An 18,520-nucleotide genomic window follows, 5' to 3' on the forward strand; every position below is an offset into this window, starting at 1 on the left:
AGTGATACGCGCGACCTAATCCCACGGCCGTTCGCGAACGGATAGATCAACACTCCAGACGCCATTTCCTGCGGAGCCACGACGACTTGCCGTGAGCCGTCTCTGAATTGCTCGACACTACTGCCAACGACACTCTGGAACTGCACTTGCAACACGCGGGGCTGCGTCCGCTCGCCCGCGCCCCGAGGGTGATGGTGCTCATAGCTGTCGAAAACACCGCGCATCGAGAGAGCGCGACGTCGTCCAGACTTCCCGGGCCCTCAATAGCCTAGGCCACGACCTTCATCTGCGAATAGGCCAATGGCGCCAATTCGGCTTCTGCCCGTTGACCTTTCCCGGGCTGTTGCTGGCGGCTTGACCGCGCAAAACACGGCGACCGGGCTCCAGGAGGGTGTTAGATAGCAAGCTTGTCGCCGACCGCATCCGCGAGCAGCGGCAGGAAGCCAATTGCGGGGGAATGATCCAAGAGATCACGGCCTGATAGGCGCTCAACCGCGCTGTTAGGATCGTAGAAGATCGTAGCTTGGCGTACAAAATCGCACAAATGGCGAGAGAGTGGAAGTCGAACCCACGAGCCAGGCCGTTCAGCGGTCGGGATCGGAAGCTAGGCCAACCGCACCAGTTTCGCACCAGAAACGATCCCTCCAAGAGCGAGAAACGCGGCCAAACATCACAAACAATGCTGAAAAATCAACGGCTGCATCCCTTGTCCTGCCGCTCATAACGGTCTGGTTGCAGGTTCGAGTCCTGCCGGGCCCACCACAGCAAGATCAAATACTTATCGAACGCCGTGCAGCTTAGCCGGTGATTTTCCCCACAGATATTCTACGACGAAGTTGAACGAACGTCTTCGAACGCGGACGAATTCGCGCAAATAACGATCTGATGGTTGGCCGTGTGAGACGGCTTGCTCGCACGTCATTCAACAGGAAAGTCGGCTGCTACGACCTCTGCTTCTGCGCGACAATCGGACATTGGCTGGCGACGTTCGCAGGTCCAAGATGGGCCACTTCCAGATATCGCCGATGGGTATATAGGATCATCGTCCACCCCGGAGAACAGCAAGTGGCCCGAATAGAAACCTCCGTATGGATCGTAACGACTTTCATAATCATTATGGCCGCCACTCCACTACGGGCTTTAGCAACACCAGAAGCGTCTGCATGCGAGTACCTCGCTGGTCTAATCGACAAGGCACCGCCAGGGCCGTTGTTCTTGCCCAGCTATCCGACCGTGGAATCGGGGCCTCTCCATGGCGCCGCATACCTTTATGACAATGCGGTGGCCGCCATCGCATTGGTCGGTTGCGGTGAGCGAGACAAAGCATCTCGGATCGGCACGGCGATTCTCTGGGCCATCGATAACGACCGGACCTGGCATGATGGACGGCTCCGGAACGCTTACGCCGCGGGTGTGGTGGCGAGTGGCTCCGCCAAACTTCCGGGTTGGTGGGACAATACTCAGAACAAGTGGTTAGAAGATCGATATCAGGTGGGCAGCGATAATGGCAACGTTGCATGGGCAATGTTGGCTTTGCTATCGATTGACGATGTGAGTGCCAACTCTCGGTTCCGCGATGGTGCGGCACGGCTTGGCACCTGGGTCGCGCAATGGGCCGACACGCGCGGTACTGGCGGTTTCACGGGCGGTACTTTTGGGCACGAACCGACGCCCGACGTACGGACATGGAAATCGACCGAACACAATACTGACCTCGCCGCCGCGTTTGGTCTTCTTGCAACCCGCACGGGCGATTCGCGCTGGCGTGATATGGCAACAGCTGCTGAGCGCTTCGTAAATACGATGTGGGATCCGGCATGCGCCTGTTTCGCCGCAGGCACCGCCGAAGACGGCGTCACGCGCAATCCGATTTTGGCACTTGATGCTCAAGTCTGGCCCTTAACGGCACTCGCCGGAGCGGCCAAGAAATTTGCATCGGCAATTACTACCGCCGAACAGCGAATGAGCGTTGACAAGGGCTTTTCTTACGGTGAAGACCGAGATGGTGTGTGGACCGAAGGGACCGGCCAAATGGCTCTCTTGCTGGAATTGCTCGGCAGGACTGGAGAGGCAAAATCGTTGGTCGCTGTCATCGAATCCCAGAGGTCGCCGGATGGCGGATTCTATGCCACAAGTGTCCGAGGGCTACCGACTGGGTTCATGTTGGATACCGATCCGGCCAAGCCACGCCTCTATTTCCGATTGCCACATCTTGGCGCAGCTTCGTGGGCTGCTCTTGCAGAACGGGGGTTCAATCCCTTTACGGCGACAAAAGGACTTCCGTAGTTAAGGCCGCGGTAGCGCCCGTCTCAGCCCTTCAGCCCCATCCAAGTTAAGTGCTTTTTATATTTCGATAAGTCAGAATTGGGTCAATCGCGTCGTTTCTGTCGACGGCGCATGACTTCCGGTCGCCACCCGAAAGCCGACATGATCAAATGGGCCGCAGCCGCAAGGAAAGAGAAGCCGCCCACCAGAAATCCCACAGAAACCCCGTGAACAAACGCGCACGAACGTGCGCAAGAATGCGCGAGCTTTGTTGAAAATGCTCTGATATTCCGGATGTTCGCTGCGCTCATAACGGTCTGGTTGCAGGTTCGAGTCCTGCCGGGCCCACCAGCCGCACCCGAAACGCCTCACGCCTTCGCGGTGACCATTCTCCACAGCACCTCGGTCAGCACGGCGTAGCCCTTGTCGAGGGCCGCGGGCGCCGTGAACTCGCGCGGATTGTGGCTGAGCCCGCCCTGGCTTGGGACGAACATCAACGAGGACGGAACAGATTTCTGGATCGCCAGCGCGTCGTGGCCGGTAATGGTCTTGAGCGTCATGGCCTTGAAACCGAGATCCGCGGCGGCAGAAAGGACCAGTGCCACGCCGCCGGGATCGAGCACGGTCCCCGCTCGCCTCTCGTCGGCTACGATCGAGAGACCAACGCCAATCTCGCCCGACTCACGCTCAATTCGCCGCAGAAAGCGGTCGCTGATCGCTGAGACCACGGCTTCGTCCTCATGCCGGATCTCGAACCAGACCCGAACACGGCCCGCCACGACATTCGGCGAGTTGGGATAAACGCTGATGCGCGCCGCGGAGGCATGGGCGCCCGCTGTCTCGCTCGCGATCTCCTGGTACAGCGCCTCGATCGCCCGGGCCGCTGCGCGCAGGGCGTCGCGGCGGAGCGCCATCGGCATCGGTCCGGTGTGCGAGTAGTCGCCTTCGAACATCACCGATATCTTGCGCGTCATCCACGCGCCGGACACTGCGGCAATGTCGGCGACCGCCTGCTCCAGGCGATCGCCCTGCTCCACATGCAGCTCGACATAGCGCACCGGATTGTGTTCGAGCGGCGTCGTCCCGCAATAGCCGATCGCGGACAGCGCCTCGCCCAGGGTGACGCCCTCTGCGTCGCTGCACGTATATGCATCCTTCAGGCTCAGGGCGCCGGCGAAAACCGAGCTGCCGGTCAGGCTGGGCTGGAAGCGGGCACCCTCCTCATTGGTCCAGTTTACGACGGCGAGGTTGCGTCGCGCGGCGCCCGGATTGGCACGGCAACGCTCCCTGACGGCCTCGACCGCAAGGATCCCGGCGAGCACGCCGAAGACCCCGTCATATCGTCCTCCCGTCGGCTGGGAATCGAGGTGCGAGCCGGTCATGACGACGTCCGTGGACGCCGGCGCCAGCATCGCCACGCCAAACAGATTGCCGATCGCATCGATCCTCGGAACAAGGCCGCGATCGGCGATCTCGTGCAAGAAGAGGTCCCTCGCCTCCTTGTCGCGCGCCGTTCCAGCCAGCCGACACACGCCACCGTCGTCGGTCGCACCGATCCTGGCAAAGCGCGCGATGAGGTCATGCAATGCGGTCATGTCTGCTCCAGCGATGCGATCCAGTTCCTCAGCTCGGTCTGCCGGCAATCATGGCTCAGAATGTCGCGGTGAAGTGCCAATTTCCAGGCGAGATCGCCACGCCGTTCGTCCACGTCGAGCGCCGACAGGTCGGCGGCATAACGCGCGAGCGCGTCCAGATCGGCAAAGAAACCCTCGTCAACCAGGAGCTGTCCGTAGCGCCGGATGACGGCGACGACGTCGTGCAGGCGATATTCGGGATGATACTGCACGCCCCAGAATAGCCCGCGACCGAAACGGATCTCCGCCGCCTGAACCTCGCACATGGTATTCCAGGCGGTGACGGTTGCGGACTGCGGAAGGCGGGTGACAATATCGCTGTGGATGGCCGGCGCGTCGAAAACCGCCGCACGACCAGCATGCATGGGATGAGCGCGGCCTTCAGCCGTCAGCATAATCCCTCGCGCGAATCCGACCTCGCGTCCCGCCGGGTTGAGACCGACCTCGCCGCCCGCCGCGACCGTCGCGAGCTGCAAGCCCCAGCACGAGCCGAACATTGGCACGCCGCGAACGAAGATCTCGCGCACGAGGTCGATCTGCCGCAGCGCTCCGACCTCCCGCTGGTAGATATTGAGGGCCGATCCCGTGATCGCGATGCCGTGGTAAGCTTCGAGCGGTTGCGGCAGCGCGAAGCTCGCATCCGCCGGCGTCGCGATGTCGACGACGACGCGAGGTGCAAGCGACCGCAGGACCGCCGCATAGCTCTCCGCGGGCATTGCGCCCGCCGTCTCGGCGATCCGTCGCCGGCCGGCCAGAGTATTGCCCTCGAGAACGAGCAGCCTCAGCACGGCTCAGCTTCCAAGATCGCCTCGAATGGCGGCCAGCGTCAGCTGCTTGAACTCGGGCTCGGTCAACGGCCGCGGATTGGCACCCGCCGTCGGATCCTTGACGGCATCCGCCGCGATCGTTCCGGCATCGGTCTCCTTCACCCCGAGCTCGGCGAGCGTATGCGGCACGCCGAGCTTCTTGCGGAAGGCCAGCAGCCAGGACAGCACGGCATGGAAGTCTTGGCCCGGCAAATTGAGCGCGCGGGCAATGTGCGGAATCTTGTCGGCGATCGCAGCCTTGTTGCAGACCAGGACATAAGGGAAGACCACACCATTGGTCAGCCCGTGATGAGTATCGTATCGGGCGCCGACCGGATGGGATATCGAGTGGATCGCGCCCAACCCCTTCTGGAACGCAGTGGCTCCCATCGAGGCCGCAGCGAACATGTAGGCGCGCGCTTCGAGGTCACGACCGTTCTCGACCGCACGCGGCAGATAGCTGTCGACGATCTTCATCCCCTCCAGCGCAATGCCGTCGGCAAGCGGGTGGAATGCCTTGACGCAGTAGGCCTCGAAGCAGTGCGACAGCGCATCCATGCCGGTTGCCATGGTGAGAAACGGCGAGAGACCGACCGCGAGCTCGGGATCCTCAATTGCGATCCTGGGCATCATCATGGGATGGAAAATGATCTTCTTCTCATGGGTATCCTCACGGGTGATCACGCCGGCGCGGCCGACCTCGGACCCCGTGCCTGCCGTCGTCGGCACCGCAATGATCGGCGCGATGCCCTCAGTGTTGGCGCGCGTCCACCAATCGCCGACGTCCTCGAAATCCCAGACCGGCCGCGACTGCGCCACCATGAAGGCCACACATTTTCCGACGTCCAGCGCCGAACCTCCACCCACCGCAATCACGCCGTCATGACCGCCGGCCTTGAAGGCTTCGACGCCGGCCGTCAGGTTGGTTTCGGTCGGATTGGCCTTCACGTCGGAAAACACGGCGAGCGGAATGCCCGACTCGCGCACGCGGTCGACGATGCCGGCGATGAGATCGGTCTTGGCGAGCCCGTGATCGGTAACCAGGAGCGGCCTGGTGAGGCCGTTGGTCCTGCACGCCTCGGGAAGCTCGGCAATGCGGCCCGCGCCGGTGACGACGCGCGTCGGAAAATTCCAGGCGCCGGTGATCTGAACGTCCATGTGCTGCTCTCAGTGCTCGATGCGAAGGTGGAATGATTTGGGTCTCGTCAGCGCCTCGAAGCCGAGGCGCGACATGGCGGCACCACGTCCGGTGTCCTTGACGCCGGTCCATGCCAAAGCGGGATCGACATAATCGCAGCGGTTCATGAATATGGTGCCCGTTGCGATGCCGTCACCGATGCGTTCGGCTGCGGCGGCGTCCTCAGTCCAGACCGATGCAGTCAGGCCATACGGGCTGTCGTTCATCAGGCCAATCGCCTCGTGATCGGAGGAGACCTTCATGAGGCCGACCACGGGCCCGAAACTCTCCTCCATCATCACCTGCATGGAGTGATCGACGCCGACCAGGACCTGAGGCATCAGATAGGCCGTACCGACCTTGTCCGCCGGAAACCGGGCCGGATCGATCAGAGGCCGCGCGCCTTTTGCCACGGCCTCGCCGACATGGGCGCGGACGGTATCGGCAAAGCGCGTCGCCGCCATGGGACCGAGCGTCGTGTCCTGCGACAGCGGATTGCCGAGCTGGTAGCGCGCCGTCAGGCCGGCGAAGGCGTCCACAAAGGAGTCATAGATCCACTCATGCACGTAAATCCGCTCGACGCCGCAGCAGCACTGGCCGGAATTGTAGAAGGCGCCGTCCACGAGCTGCTCGACCGCGAAATCGAAATCGGCATCCGGTCGCACATAGGCCGGATCCTTGCCGCCGAGCTCCAACCCGAGGCTGATGAATGTCCCGGCCGCCGCCCGCTCCACCGCCCGGCCGCCGGCGACCGAGCCGGTGAAGTTCACATGGTCGACCGAGCGCGATGCGATCAGCTCCCCGGTCATGGCATGGTCGAGCGTGAGCGTCCTGAACAACCCCTTGGGCAGGCCGATCCGGTGCAGTGCCGCCTGGAAGCGCTCGCCGACCAGCAGGGTCTGCGCGGCATGCTTGAGGATCACGGCGTTGCCGGCCAGCAGCGCCGGCACGATGGTGTTGGCCGCCGTGAGATAGGGATAGTTCCAGGGCGCGATCACCAACACGATGCCGGCAGGAACGCGCTTGATCATGCGGCGGAAGCCGGGGCGCTCGGTCGGCACGATCGGCGCCAGCGCTTCATCGCTGAGATCGACCAGTGCGCGGACGCGCTCGTCCAGGCTGCGCAGTTCGCCGCCATAGCGCACCGGCCGCCCCATCTGCATCGCGAGCTCCGGAACGACCTCGTCGTTCTGCGCCCGCATCTCGTGCAGGAAGGCGAGCATCATGGCCTTGCGCTCGGCGAGCGGCACGCTCGACCATTCCTGCTGCGCCTTGCGCGCTTGCGCGAGGGCCGCCGCGACCTCGGCACCCGTTGCGACGCGCCGCCGGGCAACCTCGCTGCCGTCGACCGGCGAAATGCAGACGATATCGTTCACGTGATGTCACTCATATTGGCAAGGGAGGATCGGTCTCAGATGATCTCGAAGTAGCGTGCGAGCTCCCAGTCGGTGATGGCCTTGCGGAACTCGCGCTCCTCCCACTGCCGCGTCATCGCGTAGTGATCGACGAAGACGTCACCGAACAGGCTGCGGGCCGCCTGCGAGGCGACCAGCCGGTCGGCTGCCTCCGACAGCGTGCGTGGAAACGCACGCTCGGGCGCATGCTTGCGCTCATAGGCATTGCCGGTGATCGGCTCGTCCGGTTCGATCCTGTGCTCGATTCCCCAGAGGCCCGATCCGAGCGCGGCCGCGATTGCGAGATACGGATTGATGTCGGCGGCGGCGACGCGGTACTCGACGCGCTGGCTCGCCGGCTTGCCGGGAATCACGCGCAATGCGCAGGTGCGATTCTCGATCCCCCAGGTCGCATCGGTCGGCGCCCAGAAGCCGGGGATCAGGCGCGAGTAGCTGTTGACGGTCGAGGCAACCATCGCAAGTAGCTCCGGAAGCAGCGCCTGCTGGCCGCCGACGAACCAGCGCATGATGTCGGACATGTCGCCGAGCCTGCCGCTCTGGTGAAATGCCGGCTTGCCGTCCCGGTCGCGCAGCGACAGATGCAGATGCCCGGATTGTCCGGGATAGGCGTTCGACCATTTCGCCATGAAGGTGAGCATCTTGCCCTGATGCTCGGCCCAGACCTTGGAGAAGGTCTTGAACAGCACGGCACGGTCGGCGGCGGCGAGCGCATCGGTGTATTTGATCGCGGCCTCCAGCACGCCGGGTCCGGTCTCGGTGTGCAGGCCCTCGACCGGCATGTCCATGTCGTCGCAGAGCTTGAGCAGCGAACGATGGAATTCGGACTCGACGGAGGCGCGCAGCATGGAATAGCCGAACCAGCCCGGCGTGAGATTCTTCAGGCCGCGAAAGCCCTTCTCGCGCACGCTGTGCGGCGTCTCGTCGAACACGAAGAACTCGAACTCGGCGGCCACGGACGGCGAGAAGCCCATCCCCTCGGCGCGATCGATGACGCGGCGCAGCAGCCGGCGCGGACACAGCCCGGCCGCGGCGCCCTCGAACTCGCCGAGGAAGAACAGCATGTTCTCTTCCGTCGGCACATCGCGGCAGGTCGAAGGATCGATGCGCGCGGTCGCGTCGGGAAAGGCCGTATGCCAGCCGGTGAACGCACCATTGTCGTACATCTGGTCGTTGGAGTCCCAGCCGAACACGATGTCGCAGAAGCTGAAGCCCGCCTCAAGCGCACCGACGAACTTGTCGCGCGCGAGATATTTTCCGCGAATGACACCGTCGAGATCGACGATGCCGAGCTTGACGTGGGACAAGCCCCGCTCCTCGACAAGAGCCTTCGCCTCGGCGGCGGTTTTTATGCTTCTTGCATCCATGGTGATCAAATCTTCGGCTTTGGTGACATCGCGGGCTATCGGCGATCGCGTCAGGACGCGGCGATCTCGCGCAACTCCTCGTCGCAAGCGGTGATGAATATGTCGGCGTGGTCCTTGCCGAAGCACAGCGGCGGACGAATCTTGAGCGTATTGCCGAAGGGACCCGCAGCACCGATCAGGATGCCGCGCTGGCGCAGGCGGTTGATCAGCAGGCTCGCATGCTCCGCCGCGGGCTCCTTGCTGTCGCGGTCGCGCACCAGCTCGAGCCCGATGAACAGGCCGGCGCCACGAACGTCTCCGATGGTCATGTGGCGATTGCCGATCTCACGCAATCCATCCATCAGTTGACGGCCGGCCTCGCGCGCGTTCTGCATCAGGCCCTCGTCCTCGATGACGTCGAGCACGGCAAGGCCTGCGGCCGCGGCCACCGGGTTGCCGCCGAAGGTGTTGAAGTACTTCACCTCCGCGGCGAAGCCATCGAGCAGCGCGGCGCGCATGGCGACGCCGCCCATCGGAAAGCCGTTGCCCATGGGCTTGCCCATCGTGACGATGTCCGGGACGACGCCATGGCGCGCGAAGCCCCACATCGCCGCCCCGGTTCGTCCGAAGCCGGGCTGCACCTCGTCGGCGATGAACAGTCCCCGACGGTCGTGGACGAGCTTCACGGTGGGTGCCAGGAAGCCGGCAGGGTCGGCATAGATACCGTCGCTCGAAAAGATCGTGTCGACCAGCAGCGCGGCAAAGCCGAAGCCGCTGCGCTCTAGATCGGTGATCGCTGCGGCAACGCTCTCAGCGAAGCGCTGGCCAGGATCACCGACCGGATTGCGATACATCTCGGGTGCGGGAACGGCGCGCACGTGGGGCGGCAGCGGCTGACCGGGACGCGCGGACGGCGAGACATCGGTCACGGCTGCGCTGTTGCCGTGATAGGCGGTCTCCGTGACGATGAAGCCGGTCCGCCCGGTCGCCACTTTCGCAACCCGCAGCGCAAGGTCGTTCGCTTCGCTGCCGGTGCAAGTCAGCACCAGATGATCGATCTCGCGCGGAAACGTCGCTAGGAGACGCTCCGCATAGCCATCGACGACGTCGTTGAGATAGCGGGTGTGCGTGCTGAGCAGGCCGGCCTGACGGCTGATCGCTTCGACGACGCGCGGATGCGAATGCCCGACCGACGGGACGTTGTTGTAGAGGTCGAGATAGCGCCGGCCATCGACGTCGAACATGTAGACGCCTTCAGCGCGCGCCATCCGGATCGGCTCCTGATAGAACAGGACCGAGGCCTTTCCGAAGGAACGCAGGCGCCGTTGCACCGCCTCGCCGAGCGCCGGGTCGATTGACGACACCCGGCCCTGATCGAAGGCGTTCAACGCCAGAATCTCTTTTTCCTGCTGCATCGCCCGCCTTCCCTTTGGCCCGCGGCCTGCGCGGACCAAAGCCGTCCCCTGCAGCGATCATGCCCCAGCCGTTCCGCTACGACCTTGGATCCATGTGCGAATTCCCACAATTGAAAAGCGGATTGCAGGCACAAGACATCAGAACGTCAGGCATGCGCTCCGCATTCCAAAAACATATTCCATATGTTTCAGTATCTTATGCGATCGCTGCGATCCCTTTGCGAAGCGCATAGGCAGCGCGGCGCCCAAAAAATGGGGAATATGCCACATAATTGGTGTGGACTCACAACATCGCTTGGGGAACGATCATGAGGCGGACGCTGGAGAGGTTTGCAGCCGGAGAGACAGCGGAATGACTGACGACGCCCCTGCTGCGGCCGACAAGCGGCCACGAAAGGCCGACGGCGACCGCCTCTCGAAGCTCGCGCGCCACAAGCACATCATCTCGCAACTCACCGCCGCGCCGACGCTGCGGGCTTCCGAGCTCGCCGCCGTGCTCGGCGTCTCCGGCGAGACCATCCGGCGCGATCTGATGGAGCTTCAGGAGCAGAAGCTTATCAACCGCACATATGGCGGAGCGTCCCGTCCCTTCGCACTCGAGCCGGCGCTGACCGACCGCAAGGCGATCATGATCGCCGAGCGCGAGGCGATGGCCGCGGTAATCGCCGACCTCATCCTGCCGAACGAGGTGCTGATGCTCGGCGCCGGCGCTACCACGTTTCACATCGCAAGACGGCTGGCTTCGCGCGCGCACGATGTCACCGTGATCACCCATGATTACGCGATCGCGGCCGCGCTGGCCGTCAATCCGTCGATCCGCGTGCTCTGCTGTCCCGGCCGCTATCACCCCAACGAGGGCTATGTGTTCGGCACGCAGACGATCGCGAACATCAACAGCTATGAGGCCAACCGCGCCATCGTGAGCGCGACCGGCATCAGCGCGCGCGGTGCGAACGATGCCGACGACGAGGCCGGCGCCATCTATGGCGCGATGGCCAAGCGCGCCGCGGAGGCCATCCTGGTGGCCGATCACAGCAAGTTCGACCAGCGTGCGCTCACCGTCTTCGCACATTGGACCGATATCGATCGTCTGGTTACCGATCGGCAACCAGAGGGAGCCCTGGCAACCGCTCTCCGTGCGGCCGGAACGGAGATCATTGTTGCGCAACCCTGAGAAAGGCCCAGCCATGGCACGCCTGACATCTGTTGCTTCCTGCGAGGACCACACCGGCCTTCATGCTGGCAACGACAAGGACCCCGGTCCCATGCAGGATTGGCGGACTCGGATCGGACGCCTCGATCTCGAGCTGATCGGGCCGGATCACGCCTTTGCCCGCAACTGGGAGCGCGTCGCCTGCATCCACGATGCCGCCTATGTGCTGGTGTTTCCCCTGACCGGATGCGTCGCATTCAGCCAGGACAGCCGCATCGGGATCGCCCGTCCCGGCGAGTATGTCCTGCTCAGCGAGCTCGCCTTTTACGAATTGTCGTCCGATAAGACCGCACGCTTCCTGATGCTGCGCATTCCGGCCGCCGAGCTGCGCGGCCGGCTGGTCTCGGTTGAAGATCACATCAGCCGGCGCTTCAAGCCGAACGAACAGATGACGCACCTGCTCGCGGGCATGATCCGCAGCGTGGCCGAGCTGTTCGTCGCCTCGCCGCCGCCGAACCCCCAGGCGCTAGCGACCGAAATGATCAGCTTCGTCGCGCTGACGATCGGATCAGAGGATCGCGGCGCCGCAACCGATGTACGCAACGCGCGCTATCATTTGCGCCGCCGGATCGTCGATTTCATCGAGATCCATCTCGGCGACCAGTCGCTGTCGCCGAAGAAGATCGCGGCTTCGAGCCGCATCTCGCTCAGCTATCTCTACAGCCTGTTCAACGACAACGAGACCACGGTCAGCCAGTTCGTTCAGACCAAGCGGCTGCAGCGGGCTTATGAAATCCTGGTCGCCGACCCGAAGGGCCGGCGGACCGTCTCGGAGGTCGCCTACGAGGTCGGCTTCAAGAACGTGTCGCATTTCTCGCGCTGCTTCAGCCGGCACTTCAAGGTGGCGCCGCGCGACGTTCGCCAGACGCCGGTGGCACCGCCGCAGCCGGCCGCAAGCGCGCGCTCGCCGCAGCCGAAGAGCCCTGCTGCCCGGGTGGCGCCGCGCAACGGATACGGCTCCCCCTATTGGGAGATCGACAAGCAGCCGGTCCACGAGACGGCGTAGCGCCCCATCCCAAGGCAAGGCGTCGAGCGTCCCGCGACGCCGGCGCGCCTCCCGCCCGGAGCGATCATTGGACGACATTCAAGACAGATTATCCGCAAGCGAGCTCGCTTCGTTCTTCAACGAACTTGCCGACGTCGCCGGTAGGATCGCCGTGACGCACTTCCGCTCCAGCGTCGACTTCGAACGCAAGCAGGATCTGACGCCGGTCACCATCGCCGATCGTGCGATCGAGATGGAGCTGCGGCGACTGATCGGCGCGCGCTTCCCCGATCACGGCATCCTCGGCGAGGAGACGGGATCGACTGCCGGGGACCGCTACACCTGGTATCTCGATCCGATCGACGGAACGAAGAGCTTCATCTCCGGCATGCCACTGTTCGGCACGCTCGTCGCGCTCGCCGACGAGAAAGACGGCTCGATCGCCGCCGGCATGATCGATATGCCCGCGCTGGCGGAGCGGTGGTACGGCACCCGGCAAGGCACCACCTTCAACGGCAAGCAGGCAAAAGTGAGCCGCACGACGCGGCTGGAAGACGCACAGATCTACACGTCATCGCCGGATTTCTTCACACCGGGCGACTGGGCCCGCTACGACGCGCTGAGCCAGAAAGCCATGTTCCGGCGGTTTGGCGGCGACTGCTATCAATATGGCCTGCTCGCATCCGGCCACTGCGATCTCGTGGTCGAAACCTCCCTCAAGTCGTTCGACTTCATGGCGCTGATTCCGGTGGTCGAAGGCGCCGGCGGCATCGTCCGCGACTGGCAGGGGCAACCGCTGTCGCCGGACTCCGATGGCCGGGTCATCGCGGCTGCGAACGACAGCCTGCTCGAGCAGGCACTCGCGATCCTCGATCAATAGTTTGCGGAAACCATCCTGCGGCGCGGCTCAGACGAGCCGCAACCAGCCATCCCAGCGGGGATCGTACATCACGTCACGGGCGCGCATGTATTTCCAGACGCCGTACTTCTGATAGTCGAAATCCCAGTCCTTGAGCTTCCGGTTCACGACCGCCCATGACGCCCATTTCATGTCGGCGAGCGCCCGGTTAAGGATCACGCGCGCGACCATCTGCGGCCGCACCTCGCCCAGATATTGCTCGATCAGGGCCTCCGTCAGATGCTCGTCGAAGAACATCTCGGCGAACAGGACACCGAGCTCATAGCTACGCTCGTTGTTGGAAGCGAACTCGTAGTCGATCAGCTTCATCGGCTTTGGGGCGCCTGATTCCGCCGAGATCAGGAAATTGCCCGGCATCGGATCGTTGAAGCACGGCACAAGATCGAGACCCGACGCCAGGAACGCCGACTTGGCCTGATTGTAGCGATGCATCAGCCAGGGCATGTCCTGCGGGAAATGCGCGCCGAGCTCCCTGCCCTGCTCGATATGTTCCTCGATCATGTCGAAGATGGTCTTGGTCTGGCCGAGCTTCGGGCCGGCATGCAGGCGGCGGTAAAGGTCGAGAACGTCGGCCTGGATGGCGGCATCGCCGAAATCGGCATTGGTGCAGGCGCGATAGCCTTCGAGGAACTCGCTGATCTCGAGCCCGTCCGCGGCGTCGAAAAAGATCACCTCGGGCGCAACGCCCATGGCGTGGGCATTGCACGCAGCCTCGTTGGCGGTCACGCGATCGATGAACATCTCCGAGCCCTCGCCGGGCACCTTGATGAAGTAGCGCCGTCCATCGCCGGATATCTCGACCAGCCAGTTCTGATTCATGAGGCCGCCGACCAGCGGGGTATAGGCCGCCCCCTTGCCGTGCCATTGCGGCACGCGGGCGATCGCCGCCTCGACATTGCGCTCGTGGACTGTCGCTCCCTCGCCGAGCTTCCTGCGGACAGTCATGCGATCCTCCGAAGCATCTCGCCAAAGCGCGGCTCTCGGACCATCATGCGGCAACGCACGAAGCGCCAGCTGGCGAACTTGTAGAACTCAAAGGTGTTGCGCGCCGACCGCGCGGCGAGCACGGCGCCGATCAGGCCCCAGCGCAGATCATCCGCCACACCGTAGATGCGGGTGCGGCTGAATGCGCGCTCGTCGAATCCGCCGGCATTGCGGCTGAAGGCCTCGCGCGCCTCCGGCTCCTGCGCGAAGGCTTCCACGAGGAAGCTGCCGAGGTCCTCCAGCGGGTCGGCCGTCGTGGCGCGATCCCAATCGATCAGGCGAATCTCGCCGGTGTCGCTGATCAGGATGTTCGAGACATTGCCGTCGCCATGGATCGGCGCCGGCTTGATGTCGAGCTTCCTGAAGGCATCGGCTGCAAAGCGCAGCTCCTTGACCAGCCATCCCGCATCCGAGGGCAGTTGCGCCTTCGCGGCCTTTGCCGCCTCGTAGAAATGCTCGATCTCGTCGAAGACTCCCATGCGCCGCGGCAGAGGCGCCCCTGCCTGGAACAGGCGCCGCGCCGCGATGACAGCGTCGACGATCTTCGGCTCCAGCATCCGCTCCAGCGTGCCGACCCGCCAGCCACGGTTGAGATCCTCCATGACCAGAAGTCCCGCGTCCGGATCCGCCGCAAGCACCTTGGGACCGATACCGAGATCGGATGCGCGCCGGGCCGCCTCGAAGGCGCAGGCAACGTCGATGTAGAGCTTGGCATCCACATCCATGCTCTTGATGAAGATGCTCTCGCCGCTTCCATTCCTGGTGGCGCGCCAGGGAGCGCCGTCGACCCCGCGCCAGCTTGGCGAGGCGAGGACCGGAATGGCGGGCTCGATCACGATATCGCCCGTCCCCCATCCCGGGAGCCCGGCAATGTAGTTCCGGACTGTGGCGATTTGCGTTCCAGACTGGCTCATGACGACTTCTGATCTCTCGCGGGTGCCATTCGGCCCGCTTGTCGCGGGCCTCCCGGTTTGATGACAAATTCGATCAAGACAAATTCGATCAAGACAGATGCAAAAGGGATGCCTCGCGCTCCACCAAATCATGCCCTTGCGGCAGCGGCACTACCCCGACGGGGGCGACTTTCGCTATCCGGACACTGATCCAGAACGCCATTTGTCGAGGCCAAGATGTCTGCAGCGGAACTGATCGGGATGAGCCTTGCGGGGCTGACGGAGGCCTACGCATCGCGCGCATTGTCGCCGGTGGAGGTGTTGCAAGCCGTGCTCGGCCATGCCGAGGCGGTCAATTCCGCGATCAATGCGCTGTTCTGCTTCCGTCCGGAGCAAGCCATGGCAAGCGCGCAAGGCTCGGAAGCGCGATGGAAGGCGGGAGCGGCGCTGGGTCCGCTCGACGGCGTCCCCATGACCGTCAAGGACAGCGTCGCCATGATCGGCTGGCCCTATTTTCACGGCATCGGCGCCAACCGTGCCCTGCCGCCCTCCAACTACGATTCGCCGCCGGCGATCGCGCTCCGCGAGGCCGGCGCTGTGATCTTTGCCAAGACCACGATGCCGGATTGCGGCCTGATGGCGTCGGGCATCAGCTCGCTGCACGGCATCACCCGCAACCCCTGGGGGCTCGCCTGGAATACCGGCGGCTCGTCGGCCGGCGCAGGCGCCTCCGTCGCCGCCGGCGCCGGCTATGTTTCCGTCGGCACGGATATCGCGGGCTCGGTCCGCCTTCCGGCCGCCCATTGCGGACTGGCCGGACTGAAGCCGACCCATGGCCGTGTGCCGCATTTGCCGGCCGACACCATGCGCATGGCAGGCCCGATGGGCCGCAGCGTGGACGATATCGCGCGCCTCCTGACCGTGCTGACGCGGCAGGACGAGCGCGACACCTGGAGCCTGCCCGCCGATGGCCTGCGCTATCACGAGCATCTGAAGCGCGACGTGAAGGGACTGAAGATCGGCGTCCTCACCGACATGGGCTTCGGCATGAAGGCGGAGGCGGCGGTTCGCAGCGCGGTCGAAGCGGCCGGCAAGCTGCTCGCGGGCGCCGGCGCGATCGTCGAGCCGTTCACCTCTCCGCTCACCGACGACGCCTATGCGCCGATCGACCTGTTCCTCCAGGTGCGCGGCTATCTCGAATATGCATCGCTGCCGCCGCATGGCGACACCGCACGCGACATCAATCCCTACGTTCGCGCATGGTGCCTTGGTGGGGCGAAACATTCGGGCGCCGACCTCTACCGAGCGCTGGGCCAGATCGCCAAGATGAAGGCGGCGATGCTCGCGGCCTTCGACGGCTGGGACTATGTCATCGCCCCGACGCTGCCGGTGGTGAATTTCCCGGCCGAGGAGCCCGGCGTGTCGCGCGAGATGCCGCTCGCGCACACGCTGTTCACCGCAATGTTCAACCAGACCTGCCAGCCCGCCTCCACCATCTGCATGGCATTCGATTCCCGCCATCTGCCGATCGGCGTCCAGGTGATCGGGCACCGCTTCGACGACCTCGGCGTGCTGCAGGTGACCAAGGCGCTGGAAGACATGCGCTCGTTCGCGATGGACTGGCCGTTCAAGCGACGGCCCTGAACGCTCAGGCCGCAGCCTGCGCCTCTTCGCCGTCGAGCAGGTGGCAGGCGGCGAAGCGCCCCGGCGTGTGTTCAACCAGCTTCGGCGTCTCCAGCCGGCAGCGGCCGAACGCCTTCGGGCAGCGTGAGGCAAAGCTGCATCCCGCCGGGATATCGATCGGGCTCGGCGGCTCGCCCTCCAGCAGGAAGTCTGCGGGGTTGAACGGCTTCTCCTCCAGCGTGGGGGCGGCCGAGAGCAATGCCTTGGTGTAAGGATGCTGGGGATCGAAGAACAGCTCGCGGTTGTCGGCGATCTCGACCATCTCGCCGAGATACATCACGGCAATGCGGGTGCAGACCTTCCGCACCATTGCGAGATCATGGGAGATGAAGACGTAGGTGAGGTCGTTCTTCTCCTGCAGCTTCGAGAAAAGATCGATCAGCCTTGACTGCTCGCGCTGGTCCAGCGCGGTCAAGGTCTCGTCGAGGATCAGAAGCTTGGGATCGAGGATCAGCGCGCGTGCGATCGAGATGCGCTGGCGCTCGCCGGTGGAGAGCGCGTTCGGGAGCTGGTCATAGAGCTCGGCGGCGAGACCGACCTCGGCCATCGCCGCGATGACCCGGCTGCGCAGCTCCGCGCGGGCGACATTGCCGCGGATCAGCAAGCTCTCCTCGATCATGCGGCCGACGGTGGTGCGCGGCGGCAGCGCGTTGTACGGATCCTGCAGCAGCAGCTGGAATTCACTCCGCGCGCGGATCAGCTCGCGCGGCGACAACGTCCCGAGCGACGTGCCGTTGAGGACGATGCTGCCGTTGTCGGGAGCCTCCAGCCAGGCCAGCAGGCGCGTCAAGGTCGACTTGCCGCAGCCGGACTCCCCGACGATGCCGAAATTCTCGCGCGGCATGATGTCGAGCGTCACGCCGCGTACTGCCTGCACGTTGCTGTAGGTATTGAACGTGCCCCGCTTGCGTGCGCGATAGGTCCGAACAACGTGTTCCACCTTCATCAGGGGCAATTCGTCTTGCGCTTTGCGGCGGGCCGGTGGGCCCTCCGTGGTCGCCCACATGCGCGGCACGCTGGCAATGGCCTTGCGCGTGTAGTCGGTCTGCGGCGCGGCGAGCAGGTCGGCGAACGCCTGCTGCTCGACGAACCGGCCCTGATGGAGCACGGCCGTGCGGTCCCCGAACTGGCCGAGCGTGGGCAACGACGACGAAAGGTAGATCGTCGCCATCCGGTGGCGCAGGCACAGGTCGTGCAGCAGCGCCACGATCTGTGCCGCGATGGTGACATCGAGCGGCTGGGTAATGTTGTCGGCGATCAGGACGGCGGGCTCGGCGCAGATCGCATCCACGATCATCGCGCGCTGCATCATGCCACCGGAGAATTTTGCCGGGTAGTCCCAATAGCGCTCTTTCGGCGATGGAATCCGGACCTCGCCGAGCAGCTGCACGACCCGCTCGCGGCATTCCCGCGGAGTCCATTCGGGCCTGACGCTGTGCAGCTTCTCCGCGATCTGGGTCCCGACCGGTACCGTCGGATCGAGCGAGCTTTGCGGCTTGGAGCCGATATAGGCGATGTCGCGGCCGATCCGCACCTCGCGCGCCCCTGCGCCGAGAATGTCATGGCCGGCAAACGTGACCCGTCCGGAGCGGTATGCCAGGCTTTCGGGCAGCCAGTTCGCCAATGCGCGGCTGAGCACGGTCTTGCCGGCGCCGCTTTCACCATAGATGCCGAAGATCTCCGACGTGTTGAGGCGGAAGGAGATGTGATCGAGGATCGGCGCGGCGCCTGGTGTCGCAGTCCCGACCGTGAGGTCGTCGACCTCCAGAATGAGCGAGAGATCCATCT

Annotated in this window: 14 protein-coding genes; 5 read left to right on the forward strand and 9 right to left on the reverse strand. The window is 64.2% G+C overall.

What is annotated here, in order from left to right; all coding sequences use genetic code 11:
• Positions 1 to 1,215: 1,215 nt before the first annotated feature.
• Positions 1,216 to 2,286, forward strand: a complete 1,071-nt coding sequence (locus tag AC1VNY_RS19255) for a hypothetical protein (RefSeq protein WP_482406390.1) — start codon at positions 1,216 to 1,218, stop codon at positions 2,284 to 2,286.
• 347 nt (positions 2,287 to 2,633) lie between these two features.
• Here AC1VNY_RS19255 and AC1VNY_RS19260 read toward each other — a convergent pair whose 3' ends face one another.
• The 6 genes from AC1VNY_RS19260 to AC1VNY_RS19285 form a co-directional block, all read right to left on the reverse strand.
• A complete protein-coding gene (locus tag AC1VNY_RS19260) occupies positions 2,634 to 3,860 on the reverse strand; it encodes an allantoate amidohydrolase (RefSeq protein ID WP_482406391.1) in 1,227 nt (408 codons plus the stop codon).
• A complete protein-coding gene (locus tag AC1VNY_RS19265; protein ID WP_482406392.1) occupies positions 3,857 to 4,687 on the reverse strand; it encodes a type 1 glutamine amidotransferase in 831 nt (276 codons plus the stop codon). Before AC1VNY_RS19265 ends, AC1VNY_RS19260 begins: the two co-directional genes overlap by 4 nt.
• Positions 4,688 to 4,690: 3 nt before the next feature.
• Positions 4,691 to 5,863 carry an iron-containing alcohol dehydrogenase gene (locus AC1VNY_RS19270; protein WP_028341161.1) on the reverse strand — a complete coding sequence of 391 codons (1,173 nt, stop codon included), beginning with the start codon at positions 5,861 to 5,863 and terminating at the stop codon, positions 4,691 to 4,693.
• A gap of 9 nt (positions 5,864 to 5,872) precedes the next feature.
• The gene (locus tag AC1VNY_RS19275) at positions 5,873 to 7,258 is read right to left on the reverse strand and encodes an aldehyde dehydrogenase family protein (RefSeq protein ID WP_482406393.1); all 1,386 of its coding nucleotides are present in this window, start codon (positions 7,256 to 7,258) and stop codon (positions 5,873 to 5,875) included.
• A 35-nt stretch (positions 7,259 to 7,293) separates the two neighbouring features.
• A complete protein-coding gene (locus AC1VNY_RS19280; protein WP_482406394.1) occupies positions 7,294 to 8,601 on the reverse strand; it encodes a glutamine synthetase family protein in 1,308 nt (435 codons plus the stop codon).
• A 110-nt stretch (positions 8,602 to 8,711) separates the two neighbouring features.
• Positions 8,712 to 10,055: an aspartate aminotransferase family protein gene (locus AC1VNY_RS19285; RefSeq protein ID WP_482406395.1), complete on the reverse strand. Its 1,344-nt coding sequence runs from the start codon at positions 10,053 to 10,055 to the stop codon at positions 8,712 to 8,714.
• A gap of 352 nt (positions 10,056 to 10,407) precedes the next feature.
• Between AC1VNY_RS19285 and AC1VNY_RS19290 the strand changes: the two genes are divergently transcribed.
• From AC1VNY_RS19290 to AC1VNY_RS19300, 3 genes are all read left to right on the forward strand, one after another.
• Positions 10,408 to 11,229, forward strand: a complete 822-nt coding sequence (locus tag AC1VNY_RS19290; protein ID WP_411780256.1) for a DeoR/GlpR family DNA-binding transcription regulator — start codon at positions 10,408 to 10,410, stop codon at positions 11,227 to 11,229.
• A 13-nt stretch (positions 11,230 to 11,242) separates the two neighbouring features.
• A complete protein-coding gene (locus AC1VNY_RS19295) occupies positions 11,243 to 12,274 on the forward strand; it encodes a helix-turn-helix domain-containing protein (RefSeq protein WP_482406396.1) in 1,032 nt (343 codons plus the stop codon).
• Between the two features lie 67 nt (positions 12,275 to 12,341).
• Complete coding sequence (locus AC1VNY_RS19300) at positions 12,342 to 13,133, forward strand: inositol monophosphatase family protein (protein ID WP_482406397.1); 792 nt, start codon at positions 12,342 to 12,344, stop codon at positions 13,131 to 13,133.
• Positions 13,134 to 13,160: 27 nt separating this feature from the next.
• On the opposite strand, the gene AC1VNY_RS19305 is transcribed toward AC1VNY_RS19300, so the two are convergent.
• Together AC1VNY_RS19305 and AC1VNY_RS19310 are read right to left on the reverse strand one after the other, a co-directional pair.
• Entirely contained in the window at positions 13,161 to 14,117 is a 957-nt protein-coding gene (locus AC1VNY_RS19305) for a phosphotransferase (RefSeq protein WP_482406398.1), read from the reverse strand.
• Positions 14,114 to 15,070 carry a phosphotransferase family protein gene (locus AC1VNY_RS19310; protein WP_482406399.1) on the reverse strand — a complete coding sequence of 319 codons (957 nt, stop codon included), beginning with the start codon at positions 15,068 to 15,070 and terminating at the stop codon, positions 14,114 to 14,116. Before AC1VNY_RS19310 ends, AC1VNY_RS19305 begins: the two co-directional genes overlap by 4 nt.
• A 216-nt stretch (positions 15,071 to 15,286) precedes the next feature.
• Here AC1VNY_RS19310 and AC1VNY_RS19315 point away from each other — a divergent pair, with 216 nt between their 5' ends.
• On the forward strand, positions 15,287 to 16,693 hold the full coding sequence (locus AC1VNY_RS19315) for an amidase (RefSeq protein WP_482406400.1): 1,407 nt from the start codon (positions 15,287 to 15,289) through the stop codon (positions 16,691 to 16,693).
• A 4-nt stretch (positions 16,694 to 16,697) separates the two neighbouring features.
• Here the strand turns inward: AC1VNY_RS19315 and AC1VNY_RS19320 are convergent, their stop codons facing one another.
• A complete protein-coding gene (locus AC1VNY_RS19320; RefSeq protein WP_482406401.1) occupies positions 16,698 to 18,518 on the reverse strand; it encodes an ABC transporter ATP-binding protein in 1,821 nt (606 codons plus the stop codon).
• Positions 18,519 to 18,520 lie beyond the last annotated feature (2 nt).

Source organism: Bradyrhizobium ferriligni (assembly GCF_056837965.1).